Genomic DNA, 22,027 nt, shown 5'->3' with positions numbered 1-22,027 from the left:
GAGGCCGGATGACTGCAGTCACCAATGAATCTGCTCATACTAGACTCATACTGCTTGATATATTGCGAGGCTTCGCCGTTTTGGGCATCTTTTTCGTGAATATTCCGGATATGGTGGGCAACGGACTTGCTTTCCGCTCGTCCTTTACCGGTGCCGACGCTTTGCTGCGGCTGTTCTATGATATGTTTTTCCAAACGAAGCTGTACACGATCTTTTCTTTCCTGTTCGGCGCAGGCTTTACGATCTTTATGCAAAACGCCGAGCGCAAGGGGCTCCCGGCGAGGAGGCTGTTTCTGCGGCGCCTGTTGGTGCTGCTCGTCATAGGGCTGCTTCACGGCGTACTGCTTTGGTTCGGGGACATTTTGACCTCCTATGCATTATTGGGTCTGCTGCTGTTTCCCTTTTACCGAAGATCGATCGCTACGCTCATCGTTTGGAGCTTGATTCTTCTAGGTCTGTTTACTTTGCTCATCTTATTTCTTTATGCATGGTCGCCCTTTGGCGCGGCCAGCCCGCGCACCTTCACCCAAATTCCAGCCTTGCAGCAAAGGCTGGACTACCTGCTGAACATCGGACTGCTGAACAACCTTATTTTCAGCTTTGAGGTGGTTGGCCTGTATTTGGTCGGCATCGTTGCCGCCAAGAAGCAATGGTTTTCGGGTTCCTTTCATGTAACCGCGGTAAGAAGTTTGCAGTTCGCAGCGCTGGTCGTTTCGGTATTATTGTTTATCCCGATGGTGCAGTACTATATTTCAAGTCCGGTCTATAACACATTTGCGGTATACCACTTTACTTATTTATCCGGTAAAAGCATGGCGATCTTCTACATCTGTACGCTGGTGCTGGCGGCAAGACGATGGGGAAGCGAGCGGTTTCGAGGTTTGGCGGCTGTCGGCCGGCTATCGCTCACCGTATATTTGCTGCAGTCGATCATAACGGCCGGATTCGTTGCCGGATTCGGACAGCGGATAAGCCAGGCGCCGCTCTGGTTGGAGATGATTTACGCAGTGATCATGACGGTGCTGTTCATTGTTGGCAGCAAGGCATGGCTGAAGCGTTACAGGATGGGTCCTGCCGAATGGCTGTGGAGAGCAGGCACCTACGGCTTTGTTCCGGCACTGCGACGGTCCGAAGAACGGTCAATGTCGAAGCCGATGTCCCTGTAGCCCGGCACATATATGAATACGCAAGAGCTCCTGCTCCCCATTATGGCAGGAGCTTTTTCTATGGAACCGCGGCTTCGTCTGACATCCCTTCAACAGGCTTGCCTCTGGCAAGTAGAAGTACAGCTTTGGCACGCATGATACATTTTTCATCGACATTGCGATGAACCCGATAGAGGAGGATATACAATGACCATTTTAGTTACAGGTGCTACAGGGAACGTAGGCCGTCATATCGTCGATCAGCTTGTCCATTCAGGGCAGCGCGGTCGCGCGCGCTCGCGCAACCCGGCAAACGCAAATTTCCCGGAAGGGGTGGGGTCTTACCGAAGAACAAGCGCGGGTGCGCATGCGGAGAAAGGGAGCTCAGGAAGATGTCATCGATTTCGTCCTCGGCTGGCATGCAAATGAATATATTCATATATCCATTAGAAACCGCGCCATGCGCGGTTTTTTCCGTTCTGCAGAAATCATCAGCGACGCTCACGCATTAAGGCGAACCACCAAGTGCTGAAACGCCAAGATAAAGCCCCCCGCTTCCAAATCTTGCTTACAGCCGGCCATACTTAGAGGGAGCGTGAAACCTTCAAGCGTACATTTTTCGGGACAAATGCCTATAAAATGGGCGCATGCATCAGTAACAAATGCGGAGTTACACCATAAATTGGAATCATGTGCAAAACAATTCGAGTCTTTTACCTCAAGAGTCAGTTGCCCACTAGAAAATAATGGAGGAGATTTTATCATGAATGAATTCCAGAATGATCTTCAACAATTAAACGTTTCCCAGTTTCAGGCCAGCGAAATGACTCCCTGGCACCAACAAAGCCAGTACCCTGCAGGTCAGTTCCCCGTTGGCGTGAATCCGGTGGATCCATCACGGCTATGCGTTGGTTTCGGCGGTTTTTGCGTCGGAGTTTGCGGTGGCTTCTGTAGCGGTTTCGGCGTTGGTTTCTGCGCAGGCTCCTGCGTCGGTTTTTGCAGCAACTGCGTCGGTTTCTGCGGCGCTTTCAGTTGTGCCGGCATTCGCTGCGCCGCTTTTCGCTGCGGAGGCATACGTTGCGGTGGCTTTTGCTCCCATCGTTGCCGTTAATTGCTGCTTCAAGATTTACGCAAGAAACGTGCCCCCGTACAGCAATTGCTGTCGGGGGCATTTACTTGTTTACGGGATAGCATGTGGGACGAATTAACGTACATATAATAACGAATAGAAGGTCCATACATTGGTAATCCGCGTCAAATTGGAGGTGTAAGATGACAGGCTTAACTCCTGCTGCACGTCTGAAAGTAAAGGAGGATACGTTCTTTCTCCCGGTTCCGAACAACGGTGTGTACTTCCGAAATAATGTAGGGACGTTTCAGTTGGAAGGCGAGATGATCGACCGGTGGATTGAAAAGCTGTTTCCCATGTTCAACGGGGAGTATACGTTGGCGGAGTTGACGGAAGGATTAACGCAACCGTATCGGCAACGGGTTTATGAGATCGCAGATGTTTTATACCAAAAAGGCTTTGTCAGGGATGTAAGTAAAGACCGTCCGCATCAATTAACGAGCGGGATTATCCAGAAGTACGCTGCGCAAATCGCCTTTCTGGAAAGCTTCGGCGATTCCGGCGCGTACAGGTTTCAATGTTATCGGCAGACGAGCGTATTGGCGGTCGGGTCGGGCCCGTTGTTTGTTTCGCTGGTTTCCGCATTGCTGGAGTCCGGACTGGCTTCACCACACCTATTGATCACGGATGAGGTGCCGACAAACCGGGAGCGGCTCGCGGAATTGGCGGAGCATGCCCGCCGTACCGACCCGGATGCGGCTGTTCACGAGATTAAGATGCGGCAAGAAGGAGCAGACGGCTGGAGAGAAGCCGTACGGCCCTACCAAGCGATTCTTTACGTTTCTCAAGAGGGCAATCTGGAACCATTTCGGCTTCTTCAGGCTGCTTGTATAGCGGAGGAAAAGATTTTGTTGCCGGCCATGTGCCTGTATCAGACGGGAATGGCAGGTCCGGTTATTCATCCGCAGTCCAAGGGGGGCTGGGAATCGGCATGGCGTCGGGTCCACCAACCCGCTGTTTATAAGGACCCGGAGCTGCATTGGTACTCTTCCACAGCAGGAGCCATGCTTTCGAACGTGATTACGTTTGAGCTGTTCAAGACGGTTACCGGACAATCCGAGTCTAGAAACTTGTTTTTTCTGCTGGATTTGGAAACGTTGGAAGGAAGCTGGCATTCGTTCATTCCGCATCCATTCGTTCATGGAAGCGAAGCACTGCAGGCGGTACATTTATCCAGGCTTCAACTTGATGCGCTTGACAGGGACGAACAAAGCTCGAGCATTCATGCATCCAACCGATTGCTTGCTTATTGGAGCGGTCTGACATCGCCGCAATCCGGCATATTTCATATTTGGGAAGAGGGAGATTTGAGGCAGCTTCCGCTGTCCCTGTGCCGCGTCCAGGCGGTCGATCCGTTATCGGAAGGTCCTGCCGAACTGCTGCCGGCGCTGATTGGTTCCGGCTTGACGCACGAGGAGGCGCGGCGGGAAGCTGGATTGATCGGGATTGAAGCATATGTATCGCGTTTGGCCGAAAGGCTCGTTCGCACGAATGAAATCGTCGGCATCGGCGCAGGGGAAACGGCTGCGGAAGGAATTATTCGCGGCTTGCAAGCCCATCTGGCCAAGCGGCTGGCAATACAACTTACAGTAAGGCAGCATGCTGTTACTCGAGTACGATTAAACAAGGTAGAAGATGAACGGTGCCGGTATTATTTGCATGCTTTGACCACCATGAGGGGAGCACCGGTCATTGGTTTGGGCGAGGCTGTATCAGGATTCCCGGTCGTATGGGTCGGCACCGGCGATGGTTGGTTCGGCAGTATCGGCTTAAATCCAAAGCTTGCACTTGAGAATGCGTTGAAGGCAGCCCTGCTGAGGATACAGAGCGGTTCCGGTCACAATGCGGTTCACGTGCTGGAAACTTCGGCTGTAAGGCTTGCGGGAGAAACCACGGTCGACCTAGCGGTTCCTTCGAGCGAAAAAGACGCGCAAGCCGCTTTACAGGAAGCTTTACAAATCTTGAACAATAACAATACGAAGCTTTATGTAGCGAATTTGGCCGTAGAGCCGTTTTTGAAAGAAGAGCTCAAAGGTGTGTATGGCGTCTTGCTGCGAGAGGGGGAATCCCGGTGAACAAAGTAGTGGCCGTCATCGGAGAGGGTGGGTTAGCGGATCTTGTCAGTTATGAGTTGACCGCCCAATGCCGGATTGTACGACTGAGGGATTTCAAGGAAGGCGTGCCGGAAACGGTCGACTTTGCCTTGGTATTGCACGATGCGTGGCATCCTTCCGTTCATAGGGAAGCGGAAAAGTTGCTTCGGCAAGCAGGCATTCCATGGCTTCGCGGCTATGTTGCGTTCGGTGAAGGTGTGGTCGGACCGATGGTTCGACCCGGTTTGTCCGGCTGCTCGCTTTGCGCCGACACCCGGCGTCTGTTGGCAGGGCGTGACCGCAAGGAGATGTGGATACTGGAGCAGCGTCTCACGGAGTCAGGGGGCATTTCGCACGACGCATGGGCATCGCGTGCCGGTTTAAGCCAGTTAGCGCACCTGCTCGTGGCGGATACGCTGAGGGTGCTTCAGGACAAACGATCCCGCTTGGAACAACGGATCGTATTTCTGGACATGAGAACATTGGGCTGCACCAACCACTTTTTTTTGCCGGACCCGTTATGTCCGGTTTGTGGTGATTTGCCCGACGACTCGCCGGAGAGAGCCTGCATCACGCTTCGACCGAGTCCCAAGAGCGGAAAAAGCTTCCGTTCCCGTTCGTTACAAGACCTTGCAAGCTTTCTTGTGCAAGACTACTTGGACTATAAATGCGGTTTCTTGAATGGCAAAATGGTTGATCTGCTATCGCCTTTTGCCGATGTGAGCGTAAACCTGCCGCTGTTTGATCAGGACGAGGCAACGGCGGGACGAACGCATTCGTACGCGGATAGCGAACTTACGGCGATCATGGAAGGATTGGAGAGATATTGCGGCATGGCGCCTCGCGGAAAAAGGACGACGGTTCATGATAGTTACCGAAACGTGGCGGATCATGCGCTTCATCCTGTTACGGTCGGCTTGTATGCGAAAGAGCAGTATAATCTGCCGAATTTCGCTTTCCAGCCGTTTCATCCCGACGAGCCGATGGACTGGGTATGGGGATACTCGTTTGAGCGGCAAAGTCCCATATTGGTTCCGCAGCAGCTTGCCTACTACAGTTCGAGCTGCGGACATGGATTTCTGTATGAAACGTCCAACGGCTGCGCTTTGGGTGGAAGTTTGGAGGAGGCTATTTTTTACGGCATCATGGAAGTGGTCGAGCGCGATTCGTTCCTGCTGACTTGGTATGCGCAGCTTCCGCTCCCCCAGCTTGATCCTTATTCTGCAGGCGATTCGGAATTGGAGCTCATGTTGAGCCGCATGCAATCGGTAGCGGGTTTTGACGTTCACTTGTATAACGCGACGATGGAAAATGGAATTCCAAGCGTGTGGGCGATCGCTAAAAATCGAAAGTCTACGGGAGTAAACCTCATTTGTGCTGCAGGGGCTCATCCGGACCCGGTTCGTGCCGCGAAAGGCGCGGTTCATGAACTATCGGGGATGACGCTCAACCTTGACGGGAAATTCGAAGCGAATCGGGCGCGGTATATGCAGATGCTTCATGACCCGACATTGGTACGCGGAATGGAAGATCATTCCATGCTATACAGCTTGCCGGAAGCCGAGGAGCGATTGCATTTTCTACTGAAACAAAACAGACCGCCGCGGGCATTTCAGGAGGAATTCGGCCAGCACCCGATGCATCCGGACTTGACTGATGATCTGAAGGATGTGCTTCAAGCATTTCAGAGGCTGAATCTCGATGTGATCGTAGTGGATCAGACCACGCCCGAGTTGCAACGAAACGATTTGCATTGTGTAAAAGTGCTGATTCCGGGAATGCTTCCGATGACGTTCGGCTATCATCTGACTCGTGTGACCGGGCTGGACAGAGTGTTAACGGTACCGGCGCTGCTTGGATATGCCAAGGAGCCGTTGGCATTCGAGCAGCTCAATCCATATCCGCATCCGTTCCCTTAATAGGGCTGAGGGGGAAAAAGGAGATGACTCCGGAACAGTTTCTTCGCAGTCTCCATGCGGATACGTACGAATCCAAACCGCCGGATTGGGAAATCGACTGGGCTGACGCGCCGCTTACCTATAAGCTCTATCGCCGCCTGCCGGTCATTCCGCTATGCCCGGAAGTGCCGTTAACGCTGCGCCGCGATGGACCGCCGCCTTCGGGTCCCGATCTAGAGACCGTCGGATACATGCTCTGGCATGCATATGGTGTAGCCCGATTAAGTCAATACCCTCTGGATCGTTCCGCTAATCCGTCGATTGGACCGCTGCAGATGTACCGGCGGTTTGTCCCTTCCGGCGGCGGACTGTACCCGAACGAATTGTATATTTACTTGAAGACGACGGAGGCTCCTAACGGCGTTTACCATTATGACGCGGCGCATCATCGTCTGGTACTGCTTCGAGAGGGAGTTTTTGATTCATTTTTGTCACGGGCACTCGGTAACCGATGTGATATATCCGGCTGTTTTGGAGCGGTTTTTGTATCGGTTATGTTTTGGAAAAATTTTTATAAGTACCATAACTTCGCTTATCGTTTGCAAGGATTGGACACGGGGGTGCTGATCGGCCACCTTCTTGAATCAGCAAAGCGTTTCGGCTTTGAATCGGGCGCATATTACCAGTTTCTGGATCGAGCGGTCAACCATCTGCTAGGCGTTTCCGATCAGGAAGAGAGCGTGTATGCGGTCATTCCGTTATCGACAAAGCCCACGGCCGCATGGTTTCGACAAGCGACGGTTGGAATGGAAGCCGATTCTGCGATACAGCTTTGCCGCGAGCTGCCTATGGTTCGGCATGAACACTACGTACGGTCGCAAAATATAAAAGAGTATCCGATGCTCATCCGGATGAATGAAGCGTCCATGCAGGATGCAGCAGCATCGTTTCGACAAGCGGGTAGGGCGACCCATGCGGATACCGGTATTCAAGCGGCATATATGCCTTTCGTAAAGCGATTGTCCTGTGACCTGGCCTCATATTGCCGAAGCCGGTATTCGCCGGAATCGGATTTCGTACTCCGCCGGGTGTCACAGCAGGACCTGGCGGCTTTGTTACAAGAAACGACCGCTTCTTTCTCTTCGGTATACAGCGATTTGAATAGTCCAGGAGAACATCCTGCTTCGCGTTTGTCTTTGTACTGCAGTGTGTATAACGTTGAGGGCGTACCGGACGGCGCCTATCGTTATGACGGCACAGCCCATATGCTGCGCCGCGTGCTTCCGGGAGATCACCGGCTGCGGCTGCAAAAGGGAATGTCGTTGGATAACGTCAATTTATTTCAAGTGCCGCTCTGTTTTCATGTGGCAGGAGATCGGAATTACAACCAACCCGAATTAGGCTATCGCGGATACCGTATTCAACAGATGGAGGCAGGGATGCTTGTACAAAGACTGCTATTCGCGGCGTCGGCCGTCGGCATGGGAGGACGGCCGCTGCTCGGGTATGATCCTGCGGTTTGCGACGAACTGTACAATCTGGCGGACCAGAAAAAAACGACGCTGATCCAGATTCCGATCGGTCACTATCGCGGGCGTCCTCGTTTGGAAGGGAGCCTGCATACTTAGATGATTTAAAGTATGCTTCATTGGTTAACGAAACAAAATAGGTTTGCATAGCCATGTGAAAAGCTTGAGAAATCAAGCTTTTTCATATTTGCGGACGTTTCTGTTCGCTAAAAACAATCCATCGCCAGGTGCTGGCTGGCAGCAGATGATGTTGATCATACGATATTTGTTGTTGCCGGAAAAGTTTTTTGTGCTTGCACCTTACGTAACGTCATGATTTATAGTAAAGTTACCGGTAAACAAGCTAGCGTTGAAGAAGGAGTTGATTATGAAACGTAAATGGAAAGTAGGCGACCTCGCCAAGCTGACGGGGCTCACCGTGCGAACATTGCGATTTTACGATCAAATCGGCTTGTTTTCGCCATCCGACCAGACCGAATCCGGCCACAGGCTGTACAATGAATCCGACATTTCGCGTCTGCAGCAGATTTTATCGCTCAAGGAGCTCGGCTTATCGCTTGAGGAAGTCAAGTCCGTCTTGGCCGGGGAGCAGTATAGTCCGCTTGAGATTGTTACCTTGCAGATGGAGCGGATCAAGGAACAAATGAAGCTTCAGCACAAGCTATTGGAGCAGCTTGAACATGTGTCCGAGCTGATGCAGGGGAGGGCGCCGCTCACGGTTGAAGATTTCACTAGGCTCCTTCAAGCGATGAAGACCGGTCAAGAGAAGCTGGTCGTCGAGCGGCGGATGAGCTGGGAGCACCGGCTGGACATGCTCGGCACTTTTCTTGCCGAAGAAAATGAGTAATGAACCCAAGGAGGATTATCCATGATTGAACGATTCGTCAAACACGCTACCTTCGTCATCGAACGAACGTATCCAGCTTCGCCTGAAAAGGTTTATAACGCTTGGTCTGACCCATCCGCCAAAGGGAAGTGGTTTTCCAAGCCCGAAATCTTCGAATTTCGGGTAGGGGGGCGCGAATACAGCGCCGGTGGGCCTCCGGAAGGACCGGTCTTTACCTTCGACGCTTGTTATCAGGAGATCATCCCGGAACAGCGGATCGTATATACCTACACCTTGGATTCGAACGATACACGCATGTCCGTGTCGATCACAACGGTCGAGCTTATACCGACGGAGGGCGGCACGAAGTTGGTCTTCACCGAGCAAGGCACATTCTTCGACGGGCACGATACGCCGGAAATACGTGAGCACGGCACGAACGTAATGCTTGACGCGCTGGGCAAATCGCTTTAAGGAGGTTTGAGCGCATGTTACCAATGATAAAAGATAATGAAATTATATCTGCGCGAGAATATGATGTGCCGCGGGAGCTTGTTTTTCGAGCTTGGACTGAGCCGGAGCAATTGGCCTACTGGTGGGGGCCGAAAGGCTTCACCAATACGTTTCACGAGTTCGATTTGAGGCCCGGAGGCTCGTGGCGCTTCGACATGCACGGACCGGATGGCGCAAACTATCCGAACCATAGCGTCTTTGTCGAGATCGTACCTATGGAGCGGATCGTGCTCGATCATTTGTCCGGACACCAATTTCGGGTGACAGCGACCTTCGAAGAACTTGGCAGTCGCACGAGAGTCACATTCAGCCAGCTTTTTAAGGACACGAAGGAGTTCGAACAGGCCAAGCCTTACTGCGCCAAAGGCAACGAGCAAAACCTCGACCGATTGGGTGCGTTGCTTGCTGGAATACCCCCCCGGTCTTTGAATCAATAGTGCCACAAGCTGCCCTAGGTGAACTGCGCCTCTTTTGTTAGTTGTGTCTAACAAATGGGGTGCAGTTCAATACCGGCTGCTTTTTCTATTCCGTGGCTTCGGCATAATATCGTCCATTTAGAATTATCAGCGAAGCCGAACCATTCTGATGCTTCAAGAAAAGCTTTCTTCATGGCAGCTTCTCCAGCTTTCGTGCCGTTCGGAGATCGCATATAGAATTACGCTAATGGAAATGGTATTATTTTCTATATTACTCCGAAGCTTATAAAAGGGAGAGGGGCGTAACGCTATTATGAAATTCGTAGTCATATTTGGACCGCAGGCAGTGGGCAAAATGACCGTCGGCCAGGAGCTCGAAAAAATTACGGGTTTGAAGCTTTTTCATAATCACATGAGTATTGAAGCGGTTGCTCCGATTTTTAGTTACGGCACGGAACCCGGGAGACGATTAGTCAAGCTTTTTCGCCAAGCGATCTTTGAAGAAGTAGCGAATAGCGACATGGATGGCTTAATATTTACATACCTTTGGTCATTCGACCAACAGGCTGACTGGGACTATATAGAAAGCATTTGCCGCATCTTCGAATCGAAGGGCGGTATCGTTTGTTTTGTTGAACTGGAAGCAGAACTGGAAATAAGACTGGAGCGAAATAAAACGCCGAACCGGCTAAATCATAAACCTACAAAAAGAGATATTGCATTTTCCGAACGGGATCTGTTAAACAGGATGGCGAAAAGTCGGCTCAACTCTTTTGATGGGGAAATCCAGAGAGACCATTATATAAGAATCAACAATGCAAATTTGAGCCCGGAAGAAGTTGCAAGCATGATTAAGCAAAGATTTTCATTATAGACGACTTGTAATCGTAAGACATGAGCTGCACTTGAATATGATTCCTGACATAAGGTCAATTTAATGGTAGCGAATTGAATAAGGGAGATGTGTTCTATTGGACTTGGAAGAACTGTTAAAAGAACTGTTTAGCTCGCAGCAGGATTGGCATGTAAAAACCAGTGAAAATACGTATGTTGTCGTGCCTGATCATAACGAAGAAATTGATGATGAAGAATAATGGAAAGAGAGGGCCGACTAGCCCTCTCTTTTTTCACTTTTCGCATAAATGATATGGAACGGTAGCCACGACTACGTCCTTTTCCTTTAACAGTCTGGATCGGATTCGGTATGCCGACTGATTGTGCAGCAATCTTTGCCACCATTTCCTCGGTACGAATTGGGGTAGAAGGACCATAATCGTCTGCTTCTCCTTGACATGTGTATCAATCCGTTCAATAAATTCCACCAAAGGCTTGACGATGGTTCTGTATCTGGAGTGAAATACTACCAATCGCACCCCTGGATTCCACTGCTCCCATTTTTTCTCCATTTTGTCCTCGTCTTCTTCGGTAAAGGAAATATAAAAAGCGATGACATTTGGCGAAAGCGTCTTTGCATACGAGATCGTAGAGGCAACCACGCGATGAATCCCGGCGATCGGAATGATGATAATCGATTCTTTATGCGGCAAAGGCTCCTCTATATTGATTCGAAGCTGGTCAGCGACATCTTCGTAATGATCGTAGATTTTGGTTATAAGCCATAACAGTATCGGTGTTAATACAATCACGATCCAGGCGCCTTGCACAAACTTTGTAATGCAAAAAATAACGAGAACCGCAAACGATACAAGGGCGCCTATTCCGTTTATAATCAACCGTCCCTGCCATCCCTTTTGTTTTTCCTTCAGCCATTTGCGAACGAGGCCGCTTTGAGCGAGCGTAAACGATAAAAATACCCCGATGGCATAGAGCGGGATTAACGCATCGGTCTTTCCTCGAAACGCAATCAGCAGGATGGAAGCCAAAATACCTAATGTTACGATCCCGAAGTGAAAGGATAGACGGTCTCCCCGGTTAGCGAACATGCGCGGAAAGTTTTTATCTTGAGCCATGATCGATGCCAAGATCGGAAACCCGTTAAAACTGGTGTTGGCGGCAAGCGTCAAAATCATCATAGTTGCAATCTGGGTTGCATAATAAATGATTCCGCGTCCGTAAGCACTTTCCGTAACCATGGAGAGAACGGATGTATGTCCTTTTGGGTCCGGCGTGATGCCGTAGGCCATCGTTAAAACCGTGACGCCTCCGAATATGATCGCCAGCAAAATCCCTAGACAAACCAAGGTTCGCTTGGCATTGTCCTTGGAAGGCGATTTAAAATGAGGCACCGCGTCTGAAATCGCCTCGATGCCGGTGACGGCGGAACATCCGGATGAGAAGGCTTTTAACAAAACAAACAAGGTGAGCCCTGTAGGCACGGAAGAAGGGATCACATGAACGGCTGACGCATGACTGGCTCCCGTAAACAAATCGAAAATGCCTTTGCCTATTAACATGAGTAAACAAAGAATAAAAAAATAGGTGGGGAAGGCAAATACGGTTCCGGATTCCGAAGTACCTCTCAAATTGATCCAAACCATGAACCACACAAGAAATACGGCAATCGGTACAATATAAGGAATGGCCGCCGGAAACGCGGACGTAATAGCCTGCACCCCGGCCGAAATGGACACCGCCACCGTCAAAGTGTAATCGATTAATAAGGACACGCCCGTCAACCTTCCGAAAGACATGCCCAAGTTTTCTTTGGAGACCATATAGGCTCCGCCGCCTTGAGGATAAGTTTCGATAACTTGTCTGTAGCTGATGACCAGAATGGTAATCAAAAGGATGATGGCTATCGCAATAGGGAGCGAGAAACCATAAGCCGCCGCGGCTCCAACAGCTGCAAGAGCGATCAAAATCTGCTCCGTACCGTACGCTACAGATGACAAAGCATCCGAGGATAAAATCGGCAAAGCTTTCCACACGGGCATCTTTTCTTGTTCCAACTCATTGGACTTGAGCGGCCTGCCGAATATCATTCTTTTTAAAGAATCTGCTGCCATTCCGTGCACCTCGATTAAGAATGATTTTCGTTAACCTAATTCCAAATTCCTGTTTAATATATCCAAAAAAAAGCACAAAAAAACACAAGGTTAGAGTCTTGTGTTCATCATCTCACCTTCTCACGAAACGCTTACGAGGTTAGCTGTCGGATTAGGGTTGTGAGAAGCGTACCCTTCCCATGCTTATGGCATAGGATTCACCCCGGTAGTCGGGTCCCCCGTTTTTCTTAAAGAAAATTCAGCGTTATTCAATTTGTAAGTACGAATTGAATATTACTTTCTTATTCAACAAAAGTAAACCGAGTTAAACATGGCTGACCGTCAATTATTTTATCCAAATCCGTAAAATAGCGTTTACATCCATACACAGGTTTATTATCCTTTGTATTTTAGCGATTTGCTTTAATTATTGAAAATATTTGTGCTGATGCGCATGAAGCGAGTCGAATCCGGACAGCGTGGATTGCCTGCCCGATTTGCTACAAACGTGAGGCGATATTCATGCATCGAAATTAACATGCATGCTGCGGGATACAACGAATTTCACTGTAAATCTTGGATTGACGATGTTCGCTAGCTATGCCATAATCGAATTGGAACCGGTTCCATAAATGTGCAAGGAGAGTTGATTCGGATTGGGTAACATAGCTGTAGTTGGCAGCATTAATCTGGACATTGTCAACCGCGTTCAGCAGTATCCTATTCCCGGCCAAACGATCAAGAGCGGGGGGACGGAGTACAATTACGGCGGCAAAGGTGCGAATCAGGCTGTCGCTGCTGCCCGTTCGGGAGGCCATGTAATGATGGCGGGCGCCGTCGGTTCCGATTCTTTCGGCGGTGAGCTGCTGGCTGCTTTACGACAAGAAGGCATTGATGCGGATCTGGTCGTCCGAAAGAGCGGCAACTCCGGCATGGCGTTTATTACCGTGGACGCTTCGGGTCAAAATCAGATCATTTTGTCCGAAGGAGCCAACGGAGACGTGGTCACGGAAGATGTTCAGCCGCTATGGGCCGCGTAAGATGTGACAACCATACTTCTGCAAAATGAAATTCCATGGGCTTCGAATCTCAGCGTGATCCGGCAGGCGAAAGCCGAAGGGATTCGCGTAACGTTCAACCCGGCCCCGGCGCTCCCGATTCCCGGTGATGTGCTCAAGCTAATCGACATGCTAATTGTCAACGAATCCGAAGCGGAGTTCATTACGGGGCGGGAGGTTGGCAGCAGAGCCGAGGCGGAATCTGCAGCAAGTGCATTGCTAGCCGGCGGCGCAGGCGAAGTGATCGTTACGTTGGGATCGCAAGGCGCGCTGTACATGGGGCAAAAAGGGGATCGCTTCTATACGCCGGCTTGCCCGGTAAAGGCGGTCGATACGACAGCAGCCGGGGATACATTCATCGGAGCCTATACGGCACGAATAAGCGCCGGGAGTCCGATCCCGGAGGCGCTGCGGTTCGCTTCCGCTGCAGCCGCCCTAAGTGTGATGCGCAGGGGAGCCCAATCCTCTATCCCGACGCTTGAGGAGATAACAAGCTTTTTAAACGCAGAATCATGAGTTTTGTGCGAGTGAAATGTACGGATTCGTTTTTTGAGTGATGGTTAGGAGATAGATATGGATCAGAAAAAAACGAAAATTACGATCGATGACGTGGCAAAGGAAGCCGGAGTGGCCAAGTCTACCGTATCGAGGATTATCAATAACGCGCCCGGGGTAAAACCGATCACGAGGCAGAAGGTAAACCGGGTTATTGAACAGCTGGGATTTACGCCTAATATAATGGCTCGAAGCTTGAAAACGAATTTACGCAGACAAATCGCACTCGCGATAGACGACATACGCAATCCGTATTATCCAGAACTGGCGTGGGCGGCGGAGCAGGTGGCCAAACAAAATGATTATCGGCTTGTGTTGATCAATCATTACGGAAATCCGTCCGAAGAGCTCGCGGTCATAAGGGAAGTCAACGATATGCATGTAGACGGTATCGTTCTGCTTTCCATCAGCCACCCGAAAACGTTGAATTCGCTCATTAAGAAAGCGACCGTTCCGGTCAGTTTAATCGGCAATTACGGCGAAGAGATGCCGGCGGATACAGTAGGGCTGAGCCGATCGGAAGGGTACTTGGCAATGGATCACCTGATTCGGATCGGCAGAAGGCGAATTGCGTATGCGGGTGGCCCGATCACGATGCATCGGGGATCGCGTTACAATGCTTACGAGAAGTCGCTTGCCGCGAGTTTTATGAAACTTGATCGTTCCCTTGTGTTTACCGGCGAAAGATTATCTCTCGAAACCGGAATGGAAGCCGCGCAATATTTTTACCGATTGAAGGAACGGCCGGATGCCGTGTTCGCGGCCAATGACCTGATCGCCATCGGCGTCATTCAAGGTCTTATGGAGCTGGGATTGCGGGTTCCGGAAGATGTCGCCGTCGTAGGAATCGACGATATCCCTTGGTGTATGCTGACGAATCCGAAGGTAAGCTCGGTTTCGAATTTAGTGGCGGAAATGGGCCGCATCGCGGTCGAGCTGCTACTGAAACGGATCGATCAATCCGACGAACCGTTTAAGAAAGTAAAACTGGAACCAAGGTTGATTGTTCGGGAGTCGACGGTGAAATCAATCTGAGCACGCGAATAAACAATGTTTGCCTTGTCTGCTGAACCGGACAGGGTAAACAACACGCTATATGTTGAAACAGAGCTCTCATTGCTATAATGAATACAGAAAAGAGTTCTGAACGAACACAAATGGAATCGGTTCCAGCGAGAAGGGACTGTATGCTTTGAATATGAAACGATATGTTGATCGTATCAACGAAAACATCGTTGTTGCAACAAAATAAAACCGGTTCCAAAAATGCTATTTTGGTTCCAAACATTCAATCGGTCAGTCATCGAAAGGTAAGAAGAAAGGTGGAGTAAGCAATGGTTATGCAGCAGGATTACGTCGAACGAGTATATGCCGGATGGCTTGGGAAAGTCATCGGCGTCCGGCATGGGGGCAATATTGAAAATTGGACGTACGAACGAATTGAACGCACGTTTGGCGAAGTAACCGGCTATTTGCACGAATTTAAAAACTTTGCGGCTGACGATGACACGAACGGGCCGATGTTTTTCCTGCGAGCGCTGGACGATTACACTTGCGGCCCGGAAATCACGGCTGAACAGATGGGATTGACTTGGCTTAATTACGCTCCGGACGGCCATGGCTTTTACTGGTGGGGCGGCTACGGCAAGTCCACCGAGCATACCGCCTACGTCAACTTAAAGAACGGCGTTATGGCGCCGCGTTCAGGTTCCATCGCACAAAATGGGCATGCGGTTGCCGAACAGATCGGCGGACAAATTTTTATTGACGTCTGGGGGCTGATTGCGCCCGGAAACCCGAAGCTTGCCGCGGAATTTGCGGAGAAAATCGCAAGTGTGTCTCACGACGGAAACGGAAAGTACGGCGGGATGTTTATCGCCGCATGCATCGCCGCAGCCTTTGTCGAGAAAGATATTCGACGCATCATCGAAACCGGCCTTGAAACGATTCCTACCGATTGCGAATATGTCCGGATGACCCGTGCGGTCATGGACTTTCATCAAGCGAACCCCGATAACTGGCGGGATGCGTTCCATTATGTCAAAGCTCATTTCGGTTACGATAAATATCCGGGTCACTGCCATATTATCCCGAATTCGGCGGTTATTATTTTATCGCTGCTGTATGGCGAAGGCGATTTTTCCAAGTCGATCAACATTTGCAATATGTGCGGCTGGGATACGGATTGCAATGTGGCGAACGTCGGAACGATTATGGGCGTCCGCAACGGCTTGGAAGGCATCGATGCAAGTTGGCGGAAGCCGATCAACGATTTCTTGTGCTGTTCGAGCGTGATTGGGTCGTTAAACATCCTGGATAACGTATGGTGCGCGACCTATATCGCGAGACTCGGCTATAAAATTGCAGGTGAACCGGTCCCGGAAAGATGGGCAGCAATTATAGAAGAGAAGGGAACCCGCTTTCACTTTGAATTGCCCAATTCCACCCATGCGTTTCGCACATCGACGGACGATTCCCTGCATGTGACGGCCTTGATCGAAAATACGGAAGAAGCGGCTGCTTCAGGGAGTCGATCGCTCAAAGTGCTGTTCGATAAAACGCAAGGAGGCGTCGGCTACCGGGTGTACCATCAAACGTACTACCGTCCGCATGATTTTAACGACAGTCGGTACGACCCGAGCTTCTCGCCGATTTTATATCCGGGGCAATCGATGGAAGCGATGGTGATGGTTCCGGCGGCCGGGCAGCAAGTGAAAGCGCGGCTGTACGTGAAGGACGGCCATTCGGGCAACGATTATTACGGTGAAGCGGCGGTTCTTACTCCCGGCGAATGGACACGGCTTGAATTTGCCATCCCTTCTTTAAGCGACTGCTGTCTGGAGCAGGCGGGGATCGAGTTCATCCCTATGGCGGGAAAAGGCCCGAAGGGACCTAGTCTCGTAGCCTACGTGGACGATTTCGTGTTCGGCGGGAAACCGAACTACGCCATCGATTTTGCCAAGGAGCGGCTCGAGAAATGGAACGGGCTGCATATCGAGGTAAGCCAGATGACCTATTTGCGGGGAATTTGGACGTTAGAGGACGGCGAACTGAGCGGTAGCTTTTCCGGCGAAACGGCGGAATGCTATACAGGTAAACTGGATTGGGACGATTATACGTTCGAAGCCGTTGTCGTTCCGAAGCTTGGTGAGCATCACCGCATCAATTTCCGCGTGCAGGGAGGGATTCGTTCCTATGCGGTAGGACTCGCGCCTGACGGGAAGCTGGCCCTTTACAAAAATGAGAACGGGTACCGCACATTACGCGAGGCAGATTTGGATTGGCAGAACGAGAAGGCGGTAACAATCGTTGTAAAAGCGCAAGGCAACCGGTTTGAAGTTTCGGCAGACGGCGTGCCGCTTATGGATTATGCCGATGAAGATCGTCCGTACTTGACCGGGATGATCGGATTTTCCAATGCCGAAGCAAGCCATACGCATTATCGCGGTTTTTCGCTAGCGAGCATGTAAAGGACGGATCGTTTCGCATTGGTACGTTCATGTCTTGTTTCAAACAGATTTGGAAGGGAGTTATCCGCCATGAGCCAACCGAATATTGTTGTCATTTGCAGCGACCAGCACCACCCTTTAATTACCGGGTACCGCGGACATCCGTTTATCAAGACGCCTCATCTGGATCAGCTCGCTGCGGAAGGTACTCATTTTACTAGCGCTTACAGCAATTGTCCCGTATGTACGCCGAGCCGCATGAGCTTTATTACAGGCAAATATCCGCATCAGATCGACAGCTGGTTTCTCGGCTGCCCGCTGGACCGGAATGAAATGACGTGGTCGCGCAAGCTGCACGAAGCAGGCATGCCGTCGGCGATGTTCGGAAAGATGGATTTTTTGCGGGAAATATCAGGACGGCGGGTTTACGGAGCATAAAATCATCAAGAAGCGGCCGGCGTTCAAGCCATACCCACGGACGACACCGCTGTATTCGCGGCTGGAAGGGCATGTGCGCAAAGACAAGCGGGCGCATATCGTGAATGCCGGCGTACGGGAAGACGTGGTGACGGATGGCGATACCGGGTACAACAAAGATCTCGGTTTCTACGATCATGACCGGGTGGTGACCGAATGGGCCATCGATTATTTGAAGCGCAAGGGCGGGGAGAAGGAAGACCAGCCTTGGGCCATGTACGTCGGACTGATGTTTCCGCATTGGCCCTATAAGGTTCCGCAGCAATATTACGACATGTATTACCCGGACAACATCGTCATGCCGCATGACGCCCATTTTCCGAACGACGGGCTTCACCCGCAGGTTCGCAATATGCAAAATGCGCTTGGTCTCGGCACCATTACGGAGCCGATGCTGCGTAACGTCATCGCCGCGTATTACGGGATGATCACAGCGCTGGATGACCATGTGGGTAAAATTATCGCCGAGCTGAAGGCGCAAAATTTGTATGATATCACCTACATCGTCTACATGTCGGACCACGGGGAAAATCTCGGGGAGCACGGATTATTTTACAAGCAGTGCAGCTATGAAGCCTCCGTGGGCGTGCCGCTGATCGTAAAAGGTCCCGGATTGCCGAGCGGACAGCGCATCGACCAGCCCGTGACGCTTGTCGATCTGTACCCGACGCTTATGGACATTGCGGGACTTGAGACGGAGCCGGATCGGCCGGGTACCAGCTGGCTGCCCTTAATCAAGAACGGAAGCCGAAATCGCGAGGAATTTGCCTTCTCGGAGTATCACGGCAATTTCTTCAAGCAGGACTGGTATATGCTCGTCAAGGACGGCTTTAAGTATACGTGCTATGTGAACGATCGACCGTCTTTGTTCAACTTGATAGAAGATCCGCAGGAGATGCATGATCTGGCGACTGATGGGCGTTACGGCGACAAGCTGAAGCAGTTTGAAGCGCTGCTGCGCACCATCGTCGATCCGGAGGAAGCATCGCTGCGTGCGAAATCGGATCTCGGGTTGATCGGGAAGGACGGTCAAGATTATACGTTGACGATGACGGATCCCGAGTGCAAGGAGTTGATCCGGCAAGGCGTATTCCAGGATGAGCTTGAATTTCCGAAGTGGGAAGACGATTGAAGCGTTGTTCTAACGGATCATAGGTGCATGTATCGCCATAAAAGGGGAGGAGTCCGAAAAAATGACGACGGAAATGAGAGTCGCATTGTTTTTGGCTGGTTTGTCGATAGTGCTTGTCGCAGGATGCTCCACGGATGAGAAAACGGGAAAAACCGATACTCCAAAGGCGGAAACCGTAAGCAGCGAACCGCTGACGCTATCTTTTCTGCAAACTTCCGCAAAAATGACCGATGACGAATTCAAGATGTGGGTCGCCGATCCGGTGAAGAAAAAATACCCGAACATTACGTTGAACTTGGTTCGCGAGGACAACCCGGATAAGCTCGCGGAGCTCATCTCCATCGGTAATTTGCCGGATATTATATATGCCGGGCCGGTAACCGCCGCCAAAATCGTGGAGCTGGAAGCCGCGCAAGATTTGAATGATGCGGTGAAGAAAAATAACGTCGATTTGGGGAAATTCGACCCGGCGGGGATCGATATCGCCAAGCAGCTTGCGGACGGCGGCAAACTGTTCGCTCTTCCGCTCGGCTTCAACTTCTCCGTGCTGTATTACAATAAAGAAATATTCGACCGGTTCGCCGTTCCTTACCCAAAGGACGGCATGATGTGGGATGAAGCCATTGAGCTGGCCAAAAAACTGACCCGGATGGACGGCGGCATACAATACAAAGGTATTGCGATCGACGGCAACATCAACCGGCTCGGGGAACAGTTGGGACTGCCGATGGTCGATGCAAAAACGAACAAATCGGCGCTGCAAACGGAGGCATGGAAAACGGTATTCGACACGTACCGGAAAATCGGGCAAATCCCCGACAATTGGCTGGAAAATCCGCAAAGAATTCCCGCATTCCAAAAAGACAGAAACTTGGCGATGCTCGCCGGTTTAAGCGCAAGGCTTGGCGAATTTGAACAAATGGTGGGCCAAGGGCAGGCGATGAACTGGGATATGGCGACGCTGCCGACGTTCCCGCAAGCGCCGAAGAACGCTTTCGGAGGAGGCATCTTTTATTTGATGATGTCCTCCAAAAGCAAGCATCAGACGGAAGCGTTCCAGGTGCTCAAACTGCTCACTGACGACGAATCGCAAACGATGTTGAGCAAGCAAGGCCGCCGGAGCAGCTTGAAAGATCCGAAATACAGCCAAGTGTTCGGGGAAGACCTGAAATCATTGAAAGGAAAAAACAAAGAGGCGATCTTTAAAACGGCGCTGGCGCCGCAGCCGCCGACTACGAAATTCGATGACGCCGCGTTCAAAGAGCTGGTCGCCGGCGGAAATCAGGTCGCCAAAGAACCCGGAGCCGATGTGAATACCGTCATCCGTCAAACCGATGAGAAAATTAACAAAGCGATTGAATCGTTATTAAAGAAATAAATATCATTTGTTCGGGGAAGGGGAGTCGGCGCACGGAATGCCAAAAATGATACTCGCCTGGATGATGCTGTTTGCGATTCTCCTGCCGGCTTGCGATGCGGGGAGCCCTGCTGCGGCAACCGATCCTCCAGCCGCTCCCCTAACGGAACAGAAAGCAGGGGATTCCAAGGTGATAACTTATCCTGGTCCTGAACAAGCGCCCGATTCCCCTTTTTATTCGGTTGCCGTTCGGCAGGGGCAGGAGCTTAAGGACAGCTTCACCTATATTAGCAAAAACCAGTTTCCCAGGGTGAATATTTATAGCGAAGATACGTCATGGACGACGTTTTCCTTTTCCGGCAAAGTGACTGTGGTCGTTACAAGCAAAGATAACAAGCCGATCCAATCGTGCAGCATTTTACCGTCGCACCTCGGGATTAAACCGAGAATCAACGGCCATCAGGTTGAGTTCGATCTAGACGCTCCGGCGAAGCTTTCCGTTGAACTCAACGGTCAAATCAAGCATCCGCTGCTCGTGTTTGCCGATCCTCCCGAAACCGAGCCTGTGCCTAAGCCCGGACCGAATGTGCTTTACTTTCCGCCGGGCGTTCATGACGTCGGAAGAGTGGAGCTGAAGTCGGGTCAAACCGTTTATATCGCCGGCGGCGCTTACGTGAAAGGTTATTTTGACGGCGGCACGAACAAGACGGATATTACGATCCGCGGCAGAGGCATTTTGTCGGGCGAGGCTTACGAACACAAGGCGCACCATATGATTGAAATTATGGGCAATCAGACGCGCAACATTCGCATCGAGGGCATCACGATCATCAATTCTCCGTGGACGCATATCCGCATGTGGGGGCAAAACAATACCGTTCGCAACGTGAAAATGATCAGCTGGTATTACAACACCGACGGGATTTTGCTGGGCAGCGATTCGTTAATCGAGGACTGCTTTTTTAAGCTGAACGACGATGCCGTCAAGCTGTACCATTCCGGAATCGTCGTTCGCAATTGTGTATTGTGGCAATTAATGAACGGCGCTCCTTTTCAACTGACCTGGAATGTGTCCGTACCGACAAGCAATGTGCTTGTCACGAATTGCGATGTCATCCGCGTCGAGCATTATAAGGATTGGGACAACAGAGCCGTCTTTAATTCGATCCATGGGGGCACCGGGCATCTCAGCAACTATGTGTTTCAAAATATGACGATCGAGAACGCGAATTTTCGGTTCGTCAAACTCATTTTCTTGAAAACAAAATTTAATGAGGAGCAAATCGGTTACGGTAACATCTCCGATATAACGTTCAGAAATATTAACATCATTAATGAAATGAAGGAAAAAAGCATCCTGCAAGGTTATGACGCCGAACACGGTATTCGCAATGTTACTTTTGAAAACGTCACGATCAACAACAAGCCGTTAACGATCGACCGGTTCGAAGTGGATAGTGCTTCCGTCAAAGATGTGAAAGTGATTCCAGGTTATGGAGGTTGAA

General features: G+C 50.7%; 18 protein-coding genes, 1 pseudogene and 1 riboswitch. Of the genes and pseudogenes, 17 read left to right on the top strand and 2 right to left on the bottom strand.

Going from position 1 to position 22,027, the window contains the following annotated elements; genetic code table 11:
* The first annotated feature begins 8 nt into the window (after positions 1-8).
* Both ACFQI7_RS01255 and ACFQI7_RS01250 read left to right on the top strand, forming a co-directional pair.
* Positions 9-1,166, top strand: coding sequence for a DUF418 domain-containing protein (locus ACFQI7_RS01255; RefSeq protein ID WP_218096588.1), 1,158 nt, complete (start codon positions 9-11; stop codon positions 1,164-1,166).
* A gap of 186 nt (positions 1,167-1,352) precedes the next feature.
* Positions 1,353-1,574 carry an NAD-dependent epimerase/dehydratase family protein gene (locus ACFQI7_RS01250; protein ID WP_377516542.1) on the top strand — a complete coding sequence of 74 codons (222 nt, stop codon included), beginning with the start codon at positions 1,353-1,355 and terminating at the stop codon, positions 1,572-1,574.
* A gap of 472 nt (positions 1,575-2,046) precedes the next feature.
* On the opposite strand, the gene ACFQI7_RS01245 is transcribed toward ACFQI7_RS01250, so the two are convergent.
* A complete protein-coding gene (locus ACFQI7_RS01245; protein ID WP_218096587.1) occupies positions 2,047-2,268 on the bottom strand; it encodes a hypothetical protein in 222 nt (73 codons plus the stop codon).
* A gap of 149 nt (positions 2,269-2,417) precedes the next feature.
* Here ACFQI7_RS01245 and ACFQI7_RS01240 point away from each other — a divergent pair, with 149 nt between their 5' ends.
* The 8 genes from ACFQI7_RS01240 (at position 2,418) to ACFQI7_RS01205 (ending at position 10,643) form a co-directional block, all read left to right on the top strand.
* Complete coding sequence (locus tag ACFQI7_RS01240) at positions 2,418-4,349, top strand: putative thiazole-containing bacteriocin maturation protein (protein ID WP_218096586.1); 1,932 nt, start codon at positions 2,418-2,420, stop codon at positions 4,347-4,349.
* Positions 4,346-6,286 carry a TOMM precursor leader peptide-binding protein gene (locus tag ACFQI7_RS01235; protein WP_218096585.1) on the top strand — a complete coding sequence of 647 codons (1,941 nt, stop codon included), beginning with the start codon at positions 4,346-4,348 and terminating at the stop codon, positions 6,284-6,286. The genes ACFQI7_RS01240 and ACFQI7_RS01235 overlap by 4 nt, the downstream gene beginning before the upstream one ends.
* A gap of 23 nt (positions 6,287-6,309) precedes the next feature.
* Positions 6,310-7,893: a SagB family peptide dehydrogenase gene (locus ACFQI7_RS01230; RefSeq protein ID WP_218096584.1), complete on the top strand. Its 1,584-nt coding sequence runs from the start codon at positions 6,310-6,312 to the stop codon at positions 7,891-7,893.
* Positions 7,894-8,161: 268 nt separating this feature from the next.
* Positions 8,162-8,641, top strand: a complete 480-nt coding sequence (locus tag ACFQI7_RS01225; RefSeq protein WP_218096583.1) for a MerR family transcriptional regulator — start codon at positions 8,162-8,164, stop codon at positions 8,639-8,641.
* 21 nt (positions 8,642-8,662) lie between these two features.
* Complete coding sequence (locus ACFQI7_RS01220) at positions 8,663-9,094, top strand: SRPBCC family protein (protein WP_218096582.1); 432 nt, start codon at positions 8,663-8,665, stop codon at positions 9,092-9,094.
* Between the two features lie 14 nt (positions 9,095-9,108).
* The gene (locus ACFQI7_RS01215) at positions 9,109-9,570 is read left to right on the top strand and encodes an SRPBCC family protein (RefSeq protein WP_218096581.1); all 462 of its coding nucleotides are present in this window, start codon (positions 9,109-9,111) and stop codon (positions 9,568-9,570) included.
* Positions 9,571-9,862: 292 nt separating this feature from the next.
* Positions 9,863-10,423, top strand: coding sequence for a DEAD/DEAH box helicase family protein (locus ACFQI7_RS01210; protein WP_218096580.1), 561 nt, complete (start codon positions 9,863-9,865; stop codon positions 10,421-10,423).
* A 97-nt stretch (positions 10,424-10,520) separates the two neighbouring features.
* A complete protein-coding gene (locus ACFQI7_RS01205; RefSeq protein ID WP_268966790.1) occupies positions 10,521-10,643 on the top strand; it encodes a hypothetical protein in 123 nt (40 codons plus the stop codon).
* A 33-nt stretch (positions 10,644-10,676) separates the two neighbouring features.
* On the opposite strand, the gene ACFQI7_RS01200 is transcribed toward ACFQI7_RS01205, so the two are convergent.
* Complete coding sequence (locus ACFQI7_RS01200; protein WP_218096579.1) at positions 10,677-12,515, bottom strand: APC family permease; 1,839 nt, start codon at positions 12,513-12,515, stop codon at positions 10,677-10,679.
* A 112-nt stretch (positions 12,516-12,627) separates the two neighbouring features.
* Positions 12,628-12,769, bottom strand: a riboswitch (cyclic di-AMP (ydaO/yuaA leader).
* A 381-nt stretch (positions 12,770-13,150) separates the two neighbouring features.
* Between ACFQI7_RS01200 and rbsK the strand changes: the two are divergent.
* The 7 genes and pseudogenes from rbsK to ACFQI7_RS01165 all read left to right on the top strand — a co-directional run bounded on the left by rbsK (position 13,151) and on the right by ACFQI7_RS01165 (position 22,026).
* Positions 13,151-14,068: pseudogene (gene rbsK / locus ACFQI7_RS01195) on the top strand (ribokinase).
* A 57-nt stretch (positions 14,069-14,125) separates the two neighbouring features.
* Positions 14,126-15,142, top strand: coding sequence for a LacI family DNA-binding transcriptional regulator (locus tag ACFQI7_RS01190; protein WP_218096578.1), 1,017 nt, complete (start codon positions 14,126-14,128; stop codon positions 15,140-15,142).
* 299 nt (positions 15,143-15,441) lie between these two features.
* The gene (locus tag ACFQI7_RS01185) at positions 15,442-17,577 is read left to right on the top strand and encodes an ADP-ribosylglycohydrolase family protein (protein ID WP_218096577.1); all 2,136 of its coding nucleotides are present in this window, start codon (positions 15,442-15,444) and stop codon (positions 17,575-17,577) included.
* Between the two features lie 69 nt (positions 17,578-17,646).
* Positions 17,647-17,994: a sulfatase-like hydrolase/transferase gene (locus ACFQI7_RS01180; protein WP_218096576.1), complete on the top strand. Its 348-nt coding sequence runs from the start codon at positions 17,647-17,649 to the stop codon at positions 17,992-17,994.
* A gap of 73 nt (positions 17,995-18,067) precedes the next feature.
* A complete protein-coding gene (locus ACFQI7_RS01175; RefSeq protein WP_218096575.1) occupies positions 18,068-19,165 on the top strand; it encodes a sulfatase-like hydrolase/transferase in 1,098 nt (365 codons plus the stop codon).
* A gap of 61 nt (positions 19,166-19,226) precedes the next feature.
* Positions 19,227-20,543, top strand: coding sequence for an ABC transporter substrate-binding protein (locus ACFQI7_RS01170; protein ID WP_218096574.1), 1,317 nt, complete (start codon positions 19,227-19,229; stop codon positions 20,541-20,543).
* Positions 20,544-20,580: 37 nt separating this feature from the next.
* Positions 20,581-22,026: a glycosyl hydrolase family 28 protein gene (locus ACFQI7_RS01165; protein WP_218096573.1), complete on the top strand. Its 1,446-nt coding sequence runs from the start codon at positions 20,581-20,583 to the stop codon at positions 22,024-22,026.
* The last annotated feature ends 1 nt before the right edge of the window (position 22,027 follow it).

The sequence above is a fragment of the Paenibacillus allorhizosphaerae genome, from assembly GCF_042659105.1.
GTDB classification, from domain to species: Bacteria; Bacillota; Bacilli; order Paenibacillales; family NBRC-103111; genus Paenibacillus_G; species Paenibacillus_G allorhizosphaerae.
The sequence above is the reverse complement of the archived record's forward strand: the minus strand, read 5'-3'. Positions and strand labels throughout refer to the sequence as shown.